Below are 12,564 nucleotides of genomic sequence, written 5' to 3'. Positions count from 1 at the left end.
AAGCTTTGCTTACTGGGGCTGCGATCCCGAGGGAAGAACGCCCTAATCAGCTGCCTGGGCTATTTTGCAGAATCGTGCTGAGCAGCACTTGCTGCTTGTTGCTTGTGTAGCTGCGCGTGGCCGTGCGGTTCTAGGTGGACCAGCACGTCGCGGAGGGTGGCGAATTGTTCGAGCAGGTGATCTTTGACGTGGTGCCCGATCTGATGTCCTTCGGCAACCGACATCTGCGGATCGACTTCGATATGGATATCGGCGAAGTACTCCAGACCACTCTTGCGGACCCACAACGTTTCCACATCTTTCACGCCAGGCACAGTTAACGATTGCTGGTGTATCTGCTGGACCAAGTCTGGATTGGCTTGAACGTCCATCAGTTCGCTGGCGCTGGCCCGGAATAGTTGCGTGGCAGACCACACAATTGCGGCGGCCACAACGAGCGAAGCGGCTTCGTCCGCCCACATCAGGGAAGGACCGCCGAAACGAATCGCCCCTAAGCCAATCAGCACGGCCAGCGAACAAAGAGCGTCGCTCCGATGATCCCAGGCATTGGCAATGATCGCGGCGGAATTGGTCCGCCGACCGATGCGGACTTTGTATTGATACAACGCTTCCTTGATCAGCACGTTGCTGCCAGCGATCCATAAGGTCCAAGTCGCTGGAATCGCGTGCCCCACGCCAATTCTTTGCACAGCTTCCCAAGCGACAAACAACGCCGAAACAATCACTAGCAGTGCCACGTTCGAGGCAGCGATTGCCTCGGCGCGGGTATGTCCATACGGATGCTCTTCGTCCGGCGGCATCTGGGCGACACGCAGCGCGAACAACACAATCACCGTCGTGATGACATCGCCAATTGAGTTCACCGAGTCGGCAATCAAGGCAAACGAATTCCCTACGATACCGCCAATTAGCTTGACGACCCCCAGCAGGAAATTGACCACCAAACCCAAAATGGCGGCGTTGGTGACCTCGCGGTAAACGTGGGCTACGTTTTTCGAATCGTTCAAAAGATAGCGACCTGGCAAAGAATCAAACAGGAAAGACAGCCATTGTAGTGAGAAGTCTAGTAGGCCGGAATTAGTGTGAGGGGCCGATAACAGGCCAAGCCAGAAGATGCTTGGACACTCAACCACAAAACGGCCCACTGACAGCACTGCTAGCGTGACAGGCTTTTAAATCTTCTGCTGCGAGAACGAGATACGGAGGTTCTGCCGTTATCGGAGAATTGCCAACCATAACGGAGCGTAAGACGCTCGATAATGCGGGAGCACGGCACAAAGAGAATCCCCGGAAGCTGAGCGATTTCGTTCCCGGCTGCAAGAACATTGCATATCAGGCGAATTTAGCTCGATTCACAAATACCAGTAAGACACAGGCAATTAAACGACGGTATTCATCTTTTCAGGGGTGTCTCTCGCAGCTCACTAGGAAAGCCCTCTTTGAGCGCAAAAACAACCATTTCTATTGCTCAAAACGGACTTTTTCCGTCTGAGCCTCCCATTTAATTTTCAGCGTTCAAGTTTTTTTCTTGTGCAAAAGTTTAATCTTTATTATTATGCCCGTTCATTTGCAATTCGGGTCACTGGACCAGAATCGCTCCTTTTCTGGACTTACTTCTCACTTATTGCCTAAGGGGTCTGCAGATGCGCAAATCGAAGCCAGGATTTACGCTAGTCGAGCTACTTGTCGTGATTGCGATCATCGGCGTATTGATCGCGTTGTTACTACCGGCCGTGCAACAAGCGAGAGAAGCCGCTCGAAGAATGCAGTGTAGTAATCAGATGAAGCAATTAGGTCTTGCGCTTCACAATTACCACGATACGTTCGGCAGTTTTCCGCCGGGAACAATCATTACTCAAACCAGCACGACACAGGGGAATTGGTGCTGGGGATCGTTTATTCTTCCCTTCCTAGAGCAAGAAAACCTGTACGATGCCATTCAAGTTGGCAAAACGACCCTGACCAGCGCCATTGCCGACCCCGTTCGTTTATCACTGATGCAGAAACGGCTTGATTCTTTCCGGTGTCCATCCGATACGGGAACGGACCTGAACGAAATTCATCTCATCTGCGATCAACAGTTGGCGATGTCCAATTATATTGGCAACAATGCCAGTCGATCGCTCCGCGCTAACCCAGGTCCACCGACTTCTACCGGCGCCATCTCTTCAGCCAACGGTGTCTTTTTTGCGAATCGAGGAGTTCGCTTCGCCGATATTGCCGACGGAACGAGCAACACCATTGCCTTCGGAGAACGCGCCTGGCAATTAAACGGCGCCGTTATTGGCGCTGGCGTTGTGTTTGGCATGCGCGACGATGTCGAGGCGGTAAACGACAATAATCGAGGGCTTATTCAAACCCACGGTTGCGGCTATGTGCCCATCAACAGCACGGTTTCTCCTTATTCTCAACCGTTGCATTATCGCCGCAATTTCAGCAGCCAACATCCTGGCGGGTTCCAGGCAGTCTTCTGTGATGGCTCGGCTCACTTCATCACTGAAACAATCGATCACGATATTTCCACAGCTCAGTGCGATAGCACGTTTGAGCGACTGTTGTCTCGTGAAGATGGCGGCATCCTGGGTAACTACTAAACCACGTGCAAACGCTGGATGTCTGCGCACGTAACCTAAACATGTCCAGGCATTCTGACCACGAACTTCGGGGCTTCGGTTGGTTGTCCCGGTTCGATTGGTAACGCTGTCCTTAATCACTTCCTCTCCGACTTGTTTCTATTCTCGGAACGGTCGAGAGGAAGCTTTGCGCCTCTCCATATCGGTGGCTCCTATCCAACGGCCAACGTGAGCATAGATCGAGCCATACGAATTTCGCAAAAAAGCCTTTTCGAGATGCTAAAAGTTATGTTTCAAAACCATCTTCTTTCGAAACGCTTGCTCAAGACCACGTTGTCCTTCACACTGCTCAGTCTTCTCTTTCTGACAGGATGCTCTGCATCGTCCGGATTAGGGGACGTCACTGGTGTGGTAACGCTAGACGGAGCGCCGCTCTCTCAAGCGATCATTTTCTTTAAACCAGAAGCCGAAGGCGCCACAGCGTTTGGAAGAACCGATGAAAACGGAAGATACCAATTGACTTATGTCGGCAATCGCCAAGGGACTTTGCCAGGGGTGAACAAAGTGAGGATTACCACACGCCAAGAGACCGAAAATGAGGCAGGCAGAATCGTTTGGACGAAGGAAAAAGTCCCGGCAAAATATAATGAAGAAACAACCTTAATTGTGGATGTTAAGCCAGGCAAGAGTACGCACAATTTTGAACTCACCTCAAAGTGATGCCAACCGAAGCTAACACTGCTCAGCCCGGTTTGGCAGCTTCTGAGCGACACGCAGGGCAAACAACAGAATCACCATCGTGACGGCATGGCGGCGTTGGTCCCTTCACGATAACCAGACGCTACGTTTGTCGAGTCGTGCCAAAGATAGCGACCTGGCGAGGAAAGGAACTGGAAAGACGGCCATCGTATTGCGAAGGTGCGAACAGGGCAGGGTATCGATTCCCCAAGACGGCCAGCTTACAGCATGACAAGCTGGCCAGCCTCACCCACGGTATAGACTTCCTCCCACTTATACCCCCAGTTGCCCCCAATCTCGCGAATATGGGGCTCGATGGTAAAGTAGGCGACATCCGCCAGGCGGGCCTGGTTGCCAGCTTCGATATAGATTCGCTCGTTCAAATGGGTCACGATGCTGTGGCCAAAGTTGCCGAGGAAATCGATGCTCTCGAAGTGGTCCGACGTGATTCGTTGGGCCAGCATCGCATGCAGCTGCTCGAATGTCGTCTCGGCATGCACCCTTTCATAAGCCAGTGCGTGCAATGCCTGCAACAAGTCGTGACCCCGGCTAAAGTCGGGCCTAGTGGGGTATTGGGTTGCCGTTCCCGCTTCCACATAAAACGTACGTGCGCAGTCTCCCCACGCTTCGCCATACAGCGGGCTCAAGTCGATGGTCACCACGTTGTGGTTGCCAACCGGTTCTTCAGCAGGAACATAGTCGCGGCCAGAAATAGAAAGACAGCTGCGGGAACCTAACAGTACATATGCCGGGCAGTCGTAGTACCAAGTCCGCTCGATTCCCTGGTCGCGCATCATGGCCACACAGCGTGCGGCGATCGTTTGCTCGGTATCGTTGACCTGAATGGTCGGCCCTAAATCAGTAAGGACCGATCGAGCGATCGATTGCACGTGACGATTCGGATTCATACCGAGGCTCCTGAAGCGGCTTGTTCCGCGAATGCTTGGCCTGTCATTGCCATTTTTTTCTATGTTGCTTGAAAGGTTGGCGAGGGGAACACCTTCGAGAAGACAAGCACTTGTCCCGCAAACCACATCAGCTCAGCACGTCGAATGCCTTGGAGTCGCTATTCATTTCGAGGTTTTTGTCGCGCGGTTGCTCAGGCACTCGTTTTTGGTACCGCAGTGCGTAATAGGCAAACAGACCTTCACCGCCGATGGTCAGGCCCAAGAGAATCAGGGCGATCAATCTTAACATGCCATGCTCGGCATTTTCCTGCAAGAAACGGAGTAGGGCGAAGACTGCGGCAAAGATGGCTGTGGTAACCATCAGTGCGCGGAGCGATATTTGTTTTCGTTCGCTCCCCGATTGATTGATGATTTGCCGCAGTTGCAACAGGATAATCGGCAGCGAGATCGCCTGGTTCAGAAGAAAGATAATCATAAACGGTTGTGCCGCACGATCTGGCCCCATTTTCAGAAATATTGCTTCAGCGATGAAAAGAGTGATCGCCAACAAAGGCGCGGCGAAACATGCCATGGCAAGAATCAGACGTCTCAGGTAAAGCGCCGAGATGCCGGCTGCGATTCCCGTGACACTGCAAATCGGGCCGCCGACCAAGATGGTTTTGATCTGTAGCGACGCTACGTATGTGCTGCAGCCCATCGCCAAGAGATGAACGCATGCCAACAAGATGACAATAGAACTGGCCCTCTTGGATTGATTCATAATCGTTGCTGTTTGGGTTGGGTAGGCTGCCAGGGTGTATTGGCATCGATTCTATCAGAGTTGCCAGGCAACATTCCAACCTTGGTTGCCTTTTCCCTGGGACTTCGAGTACCTTGTGGCGAGCGAAATCTCCTTCGCCAAACAAAGCCAACGCAACTCGACTTCAGCACCAGGTTTGACTCGCCATGATCATTACGGAAAAGGATAGTTGGCTGGGCATGATCTTTGCCTTGCATGGGACGTCGTGGAATCGGATTTGGCCGCGAATTACCTTTGTGACCTTGTTTGCCGTGGTGGTCACGGTGATCGCGTATAAGTACCCCGAAAATGCCTATAGCTTGACGATGGCCCCGTTTACGGTCATCGGTTTGGCGCTGGCCATCTTCCTTGGTTTTCGGAACAACGCCTCGTACGACCGGTACTGGGAAGGGCGGAAGCTGTGGGGACGGATGGTCAATGTTTGTCGGACATTCACCATGCAGATCAACACCCTGATCGACGACGCCAACCCCGAGACCGGTCAGGCGACCTCAGCCGAGGCCATCCGACTGCGGCGCGAGATGGTACTGTTGATAATCGCCTACATCAACGCACTGCGACATCGCCTCCGCGATACAGATGCCGCCGAGGAAATGCGCGAGCGGCTGCCGCACGATCCCGAGTTAGCAAATTACCTGGCGCAAGACAACATCCCAGCAGCAATCGCCGACCGTCTTTCCCGCTGTATTAACCAAGCCTGGCGAATTGGAGCTTTAGATACCTACCACGTGCCGCTGCTGCATAACTGTTTGACCGAAATGTTGGCCATTCAGGGTGGTTGCGAACGGATTAAGAGTACGCCGATTCCGTTTACCTATAGCGTGCTGACCCACCGGACGGTCTTACTGTACTGTTTGGCGCTGCCATGCGGGCTGCACGATACGGCGAAGTTACTGACACCGGTGGTGGTCTGCCTGGTCGCTTACGCTTTCTTGGGCCTGGACGCCGTCGGGGACGAAATCGAGCAGCCGTTCAGCACCGACGACAACGACCTACCGCTGCTGTTTTTGACACGAATGATCGAAATTAACGTGCGGCAACTTTCCGGCCACGCCCCGGAAGAGATCCCGCCACCGATCAAAGCAGTCGATCATTTGTTAATTTAACGGGCTTTTATCGCTGCTTTTTGCAACAAGTAGAAAGAAAAGCCAAGAACTTCCGCTATTCGAGCGGTTTCTCGTATCGCCGGAGACGCGAATCGCCTATACTAGCATCTTCGCAATGATGACCGTTAAGCAAAGTGTTTCCCGGTTGTCATGCTCTAGATTTTTTGATTTGAGGTAATGGATCGATGCCGGAAGGAATCATCAAGCGATTGACCGACAAAGGGTTCGGTTTTATCGACACCGGTCGTCAAAAGGACCTGTTCTTTCACGCTTCCAACGTTGAGGGAACCAGTTTTGAGAATCTTCACGAAGGTCAAAATGTGACCTACGATGAAGGCCAAGGCCCGAAAGGCCCGCGAGCTGAAAACGTGACGCCTGTTTAAACAGTGTAGCTGTCTAGATAGAGCTCCGTTGAGCACGAAATAGACCGATCACAACAAAAAGATCTCACTACCGAATCGTGTAGTGAGATCTTTTTTTATGCGCAGACCACTCGCTAAGCGGCAGGAGCAGCCATCGTTTGAATGGTTATTGGATGGCTAGATCGATGTGTAAATCCAGCTCAGGCTACCGTCGTTGAGTTCGTTAATACAGATGGTGGCAAACGGGACAGCGCGGCGGTAAGTCCATGTTCGTTGGCAAACGACCGTTCCGCCAGGCAGTTCACGGGCTTTGTCGGTTTCGCGGACCAGTTCTCCCACGGCATCGGGCGGGCCGAGCTTGGGTTCGATGTCGTCGGCGGTGGTAACTTCTTGTTGCAATTGCTTAAGGATTGCCTGTTGTTGCTCGGTCAGTTCCAGCGGAGTCCAAGCAAACCGCACCGGCGAACCACACATCGGGCAGCAGTTGACCAGAAACTGGCTATTGGCGGTCCGCAAATAGTAGGCAGCCTGATCAACACAGTAGCGTAACGGCGACCGCCTATCGTGAACCAACTTCTCGATCGCACCGCAGTTGCAGCGACACTCCGGCCGCTTGTGCGGTTTCTTCCAAAACATCCTCGTTCGCTCCCTCTCGGTTCTCTTCCCCTCAAGCACCTTAAGCTGGCCAGCAATAGGGTGCTTTTGCCTTGCCCTTTTATTCTATCCGCCAGATATAAAGTGGCCATTGGGGCGGCAGTCTGCGTCCCCCTTGCTCCCTGCTCGATTTATTGCCCCCCAACCATAGTGGTGCTGCTTCTGCGCAAGGTGAAATCACAGTTTTTCACTCTGAATTATGTCAATTCGAGATGATCAGACCTGCCTGCGATACGTAACCTAATATAGAGGTACAACCTATTTTTACCCCAGACCAATGGATGACCCCAACAATCACATGAAACGTCTGCTAACCTTCCCGCTTGTTTTGACCCTCCTAGTAACCGGTTTTGTCGCCACCAGCCAGGCCCAGCTTACGCTGGACGAAGCCAAGATCTCGGGCGAAGTTCAGCAGTTCCTTCAAGAGAACGCTATTCCCGGCGCCGTGGTGCTGATTCGGAAGGGGGATCAGCAGTGGCAGAAAGCCTTTGGCGTGGCCGATTTGAAGACCGGTCAGGCAATGCAAACCGATATGGCGTTCCGCATTGGCTCGAACACCAAGACGATGACCGCTACCGTCGTGCTGCAGTTGGTGCAGCAAGGGAAGCTGAAGCTAGACGAACCGGTGAGCAAATATTTCCAGAACGTGCCTAATGGCGATCAGATTACTATCGCCGATTTGTTGGAAATGCGAAGCGGAATTCCAACCTACAGCGATTTGAAGTCGGTCAACCAAGTCTTGGATGAACAACCGAAGTATGTCTACACGCCCCAGGAATTGATTCAACTGGGTATCGAACAGAAACCACTGTTCAAGCCGGGCACCGAGTTCAACTACTCGAACACCAACTACGTGATGCTGGGCGTGCTGATCGAACAGAAGATGGGCATGTCGCTGGAGCAAGCGTTTTACCAGAACCTCTTTGAACCATTAAAGCTGAACCGCACGTTGTTGCCAGCCTCGAACGACGACACCATGCCGGCGCCGTTTGCCCATGGGTACTTGTTCGGCACGAACGTTAGCACGCTGGACGATCCGGCCTTGCCTGCCGATGAACAAAAAGCAGCGCTGGCGGGCAAGCTACTGCCCAACGACGTGACCTTTGCGAACCCATCGTGGGCCTGGGCCGCAGGCGGAGCCATTTCAACCGCCGACCAACTGGCCACCTATGTCGAAGCGTTGGTCAACGGAGGTCTGCTCGATCAGGCCATGCAAAAGGAACGCTTGGCCAGCTTGAAACCAACCAATCCAGATTTGGCCGATAGCCCCGAATACGGACTGGGTATCGTCAAGCTAGGGCCCATGCTGGGGCACGATGGCTCGTTGCCTGGCTATCAATCGTTCATGGGTCACGACCCCGAAACGGGCATCACGCTGATCGTGTGGACCAATCTACAAACTTCCCCCAACGGCGGCGAAACAGCCAACGGCATCGCCAAGTTGCTGATCAAGCACCTAGGTGCCAAGTAATTTCGCCAAAGAAGAAAAGCGGTAAACGGTGTGCCACGGGCGACTCGCCGCCCGTGCTTGGGATGGCTGCAATTTCAAGCTGGCTTACCCCAGTCGACCATCATCGTAGCTGAATAGGTTGTCTCAAGTGATTCACTCGCGATGCTCAGCAAGGTGCTGCGTCGTTAAGAATCTCTTCGTCAATTGGTCGCACAGACGCTGGCAATCGATTATCATCTTGCCGGGCGGTGGGAATTACCAAGCTGGCCTGAGTGTTCTTAGTATCGCTTTGGCCTCTCTGGGGTTACCCCAGGGAAACGTGAATGGTTCGACTTTCCGCTGCGTGAGAGTCGGTACGCCTACCGACGTACTATTTCTCACGCTGAACAAGACTCGTTGGCAATCCCGCCGTCCACTTTCTTGCTCATGCGAACCTCCAAGAAAACCATCGCTGCTGCCCTGGCGACCGCGTTCGTCGCTGGCTCGTTTGAAGTCGACGATTTGGTCGAGCGTGGCAGCCAGGTGCTGGGCAAACGATTACGTTGGCTAACGCTCTTAGCACAGCGTTTGTCCGAAGTGTTTCGGGGCCGCATGCGTCCACGCCGCGCGACGGTCGAAATGTTTGTGCTATTCGATCAAGACTTTCATCGCGCCTATCGCAAGTCGAAGCTGCGCGTCGTAAACCGAATCGATCTTTCCACCAGTATGGCCCCGACCAGCACGGCGGCTGCCTGGGGAACGTTTCCCGAATTGACCACGGCAAAGCAGTTGGCCGAATGGTTGGAAATTCGGAGCCGGCACTTAGATTGGTTGGCCGGGGCAGGGCAGTACGCCAGCCCGACTGCTACGAGCAAGCTGCAACATTACCGCACGCACGTTCTGCCGAAGCGGTGGGGACAGATCCGTTTGATCGAAGCTCCAAGCTACGCCTGAAAGCCATTCAACAGAAGATCTTGCACGAGATCCTCGATCTTGTTCCACCCCATTCTGCTTGCCATGGTTTTCGTCGTGGCCGCTCGATTGCCACGTTTGCTCAGCCACATCTGGGCCAAACGGTGGTTGTCAAACTCGATCTCCAAGACTTCTTTCCTTCGATCCGAGCGATTCAAGTTGGGGCGATCTTTCGCTTTTTAGGCTATCCCGAAACGATCGCGAACCTCTTGGCAGGGCTTTGCACTACCATTACGCCTGCCGACGTTTGGGAAGCTTGTGCTTATCAGGAACGGAGCTGGGGACAATCGCCGCAAGCCGATCGCTACCGGCAACGGCACCTACCGCAAGGCGCGCCGACGTCGCCAGCGCTGGCCAACTTGTGCGCGTATCGCTTAGACTGCCGCTTGGCAGGGCTGGCCGCAACCGCCGGGGCAAATTACACACGCTACGCCGACGACCTGGCTTTTTCAGGGCAAGAAGATTTCCGCCGCGCGTCCAGGCGGTTTTTCACGCATGCGAGTGCAATTGTGCTGGAAGAAGGCTTCACAGTGCATCACCGCAAGACACGCGTGATGGGGAAAAGCGTGCGTCAACGCCTGGCCGGGCTGGTCGTGAACCAAACTACCAACATCCCGCGCGAAGACTACGACCGCTTGAAAGCCACGCTTACCAATTGTGTGCGGCTGGGGCCTGAGTCGCAAAACCGAGACAGGCACGAAAACTTTCGCGCCCACCTGCAAGGACGCGTGTCGTTTGTCGAGATTATCAACCCGCCACGTGGCCAGCGACTGCGCGAGCGGTATGAAAACATCCCCTGGCCGAAATAGTGGCTGCGTGGCAAAGGATTAGCAGTGCCCAACCCGGGCAAGATGTCCGGGCCACATAGAAGTTGTTTGCGATGCTTGGCGAGAATGCGTGCTGGCGTTTTCCAGCCAATGGGGCAAGCTTGGGTGATCAGCTTGCCCCATTGTGCGGTTAAAATATTCAGCGAAACGCGGACGCTATGCACCAACGCAATAACGTTCGACCAAACCGGTCAGTGTCTCGGCCGTGATGGGCTTCACCAGGTAGTCTTTTACCAGGGCGTATTCCTCTGCATCGGCACGGTCTTCCGCATGGTTCGAGGACGTGTACATGGTCACGACCATCACATTGCTGCCGTCGCCAAATTGTTCGGCCAGATTCCGCAGAACCTGAAAACCATTCATCCGCGGCATGTTAATGTCGAGCAGCACCAATATTGGTGGCGGTGTTTCACCGAAGGTTTCTAAGCGGTAACTCTCTTCCTTGATGCCTTCGACAAAATGGTCGCCCGAAGAAAACTCGATGAAGTTCACCTCGAAATCTAACTTACGAACCGCCCGCCTTACAAGGTAGCGATCTGCTTCATCGTCGTCGACAACTACAATTGTTATTTTCATTCGATACATCCCCCTTTTGTCAAATTCTGTATGTGCCCCTGGGGTAGCATTACGGTAAACCTTGTCACTCCACCATCATCCTCGAGAACGATTGTGCCTCCTAATTGAGTCACGTTCTTCTTGGTGATCGCCAGGCCAAGCCCACTGCCTGGCTGATCGGTATCCGAAATCCGCTGGAACAAGCTGAATACACGCTCGCGATGCTTCTTCGGAATGCCGATTCCATTGTCGGCAATGGAAAGATAAAAGTGGTCTTGCTCACTCCATGTCCGCACGTTGACCAAGCAGTTTTTACGTGCCTGGTCGCGATACTTGATCGCGTTGGACATGAGGTTTTCGATAATCGCATCGAACCGCACTGGAATACTCCAAAAGCGATCTTCATGCTGATAATCGGTGGTCAACTTGGTGTGGTCGGTTGGCAGACTTGACCACGCCGCTTGAATTCGGGCATCGATATCAATCTCGACCCAATCGCCGTTCATCATATCCGAGCGGGCAAGTTGCAGCATGTCTTCGATGCGTTTGGCCAGTCGATCGGCCAGTTCGCGCGACCGAGTCAGGTTGCATTGCACTTCTTCCAAATCGCCTGCCTTCAGATCGGCTTCGGCATAGCCCAAGAGCCCTGCGATCGAGGCCAGCGGAGCTTTCAAATCGTGCGAAGCGCTGTAGGCGAACTGGACCAAATCTTGATTGAGACTTTCTAGCTGCTTGCTCTTCGCTTCGATGAACCGCTCTTTGGCCACACGATCGGTCACGTCGATAATTGTCGCCATGGTCGACTTGCCGTGGGACTCGAGAATGGGAGTCAGACCGATCTCGACAGGAAACTCGCTCCCGTCTTTGCGAACACCGAACAGTTCGCGACCACCGCCCATATTGCGTGTCGACCGGTTGCTTTGATAGCTCGTGCGGTAGACGGTGTGCTTCCGCCGGAACCTTTCCGGCACCAATATTTCAATCGGCTCGCCCAGCAGATCGTTCGTCTCGTACCCGAACATCAGCGTGGCACTTTCGTTGACCAGTTCAATCGTGCCGTTTTCGCCGACTTGAATCATGGCACTCGACGCGGCGTTGAGCGCTCGGCGAATCATCGCTTCGTTCTTCTTCCGCTCGCTGATATCTAAGATCGATACCATCACCATCATTTCGCCGTCGAACTCGAGCGGGTCGAGTCCGATTTCGACCGGTATTTTCGTGCCATCTTTCCGCATACCGTTCAGATCGCGACCGGTCCCCATGCGGCGATTGGTGGGGACCTCGAAATAGGCATCCCGCAGGTCAGGGTGATCCTCACGGAACTCCGGCGGCACTAGCACTTCCACCGTCTGTCCGATCAGTTCGTTTGCGGCGTAGCCAAACAAGACCTCTAAACGTTTGTTGGTCCGGACAATTTTTCCGCTGGATGCGACGAGCAGAATAGGCATCGGACAGATTTCTAAGTCAATTTTGTATTGACCCTCGTTCTGTGTCACTTACCCATACCTCCCTGCATTGTGGCGCAATTCAAAGCTTTCCGCGACTCGAAATGCTTGAACTTCTGGCATCGTCAAGCGTTGGTCCCCCGTAAAGAGCCGATTAGCTGGGTGGCTCAATATGCTTCATTCGGACAATCGAAGG

The 12,564-nt window shown here is 53.6% G+C and carries 13 protein-coding genes; 7 read left to right on the top strand and 6 right to left on the bottom strand.

Features of this window, described 5'->3' with window-relative positions; genetic code table 11:
• Nucleotides 1-59: 59 nt before the first annotated feature.
• Entirely contained in the window at nt 60-1,007 is a 948-nt protein-coding gene (locus DTL42_RS18985) for a cation diffusion facilitator family transporter (protein WP_234824273.1), read from the bottom strand.
• A gap of 636 nt (nt 1,008-1,643) precedes the next feature.
• On the opposite strand from DTL42_RS18985, the gene DTL42_RS18980 reads away from it, so the two are divergent.
• Nucleotides 1,644-2,594, top strand: coding sequence for a DUF1559 domain-containing protein (locus tag DTL42_RS18980; RefSeq protein WP_114370940.1), 951 nt, complete (start codon nt 1,644-1,646; stop codon nt 2,592-2,594).
• 255 nt (nt 2,595-2,849) lie between these two features.
• Nucleotides 2,850-3,293 (top strand): carboxypeptidase-like regulatory domain-containing protein, encoded by a 444-nt coding sequence (locus DTL42_RS18975; protein WP_114370938.1) that lies wholly within the window; start codon nt 2,850-2,852, stop codon nt 3,291-3,293.
• 239 nt (nt 3,294-3,532) lie between these two features.
• On the opposite strand, the gene DTL42_RS18970 is transcribed toward DTL42_RS18975, so the two are convergent.
• Nucleotides 3,533-4,219: a M24 family metallopeptidase gene (locus DTL42_RS18970; RefSeq protein ID WP_114370936.1), complete on the bottom strand. Its 687-nt coding sequence runs from the start codon at nt 4,217-4,219 to the stop codon at nt 3,533-3,535.
• A gap of 127 nt (nt 4,220-4,346) precedes the next feature.
• Entirely contained in the window at nt 4,347-4,979 is a 633-nt protein-coding gene (locus DTL42_RS18965) for a hypothetical protein (RefSeq protein ID WP_114370934.1), read from the bottom strand.
• A 185-nt stretch (nt 4,980-5,164) separates the two neighbouring features.
• Between DTL42_RS18965 and DTL42_RS18960 the strand changes: the two genes are divergently transcribed.
• Nucleotides 5,165-6,124: a bestrophin family protein gene (locus DTL42_RS18960; protein ID WP_114370932.1), complete on the top strand. Its 960-nt coding sequence runs from the start codon at nt 5,165-5,167 to the stop codon at nt 6,122-6,124.
• 185 nt (nt 6,125-6,309) lie between these two features.
• Entirely contained in the window at nt 6,310-6,507 is a 198-nt protein-coding gene (locus DTL42_RS18955; RefSeq protein WP_105328919.1) for a cold-shock protein, read from the top strand.
• Between the two features lie 156 nt (nt 6,508-6,663).
• Here DTL42_RS18955 and DTL42_RS18950 read toward each other — a convergent pair whose 3' ends face one another.
• Complete coding sequence (locus DTL42_RS18950) at nt 6,664-7,122, bottom strand: hypothetical protein (protein WP_114370930.1); 459 nt, start codon at nt 7,120-7,122, stop codon at nt 6,664-6,666.
• 316 nt (nt 7,123-7,438) lie between these two features.
• Here DTL42_RS18950 and DTL42_RS18945 point away from each other — a divergent pair, with 316 nt between their 5' ends.
• The 3 genes from DTL42_RS18945 (at nt 7,439) to DTL42_RS26595 (ending at nt 10,350) form a co-directional block, all read left to right on the top strand.
• On the top strand, nt 7,439-8,611 hold the full coding sequence (locus DTL42_RS18945; RefSeq protein WP_158545461.1) for a serine hydrolase domain-containing protein: 1,173 nt from the start codon (nt 7,439-7,441) through the stop codon (nt 8,609-8,611).
• Nucleotides 8,612-9,016: 405 nt separating this feature from the next.
• Nucleotides 9,017-9,523, top strand: a complete 507-nt coding sequence (locus DTL42_RS26600) for a hypothetical protein (RefSeq protein WP_199590178.1) — start codon at nt 9,017-9,019, stop codon at nt 9,521-9,523.
• Between the two features lie 20 nt (nt 9,524-9,543).
• Entirely contained in the window at nt 9,544-10,350 is an 807-nt protein-coding gene (locus DTL42_RS26595) for a reverse transcriptase family protein (protein WP_199590177.1), read from the top strand.
• Between the two features lie 174 nt (nt 10,351-10,524).
• Here DTL42_RS26595 and DTL42_RS18935 read toward each other — a convergent pair whose 3' ends face one another.
• A complete protein-coding gene (locus DTL42_RS18935; RefSeq protein WP_158545460.1) occupies nt 10,525-10,944 on the bottom strand; it encodes a response regulator in 420 nt (139 codons plus the stop codon).
• Nucleotides 10,941-12,419, bottom strand: a complete 1,479-nt coding sequence (locus DTL42_RS18930) for a sensor histidine kinase (RefSeq protein ID WP_114370923.1) — start codon at nt 12,417-12,419, stop codon at nt 10,941-10,943. The genes DTL42_RS18935 and DTL42_RS18930 overlap by 4 nt, the downstream gene beginning before the upstream one ends.
• Between the last annotated feature and the right edge of the window lie 145 nt (nt 12,420-12,564).

The organism is Bremerella cremea, from assembly GCF_003335505.1.
Taxonomy (GTDB): Bacteria; Planctomycetota; Planctomycetia; order Pirellulales; family Pirellulaceae; genus Bremerella; species Bremerella cremea_A.
This window is presented reverse-complemented; position numbering and strand designations above follow the sequence as displayed.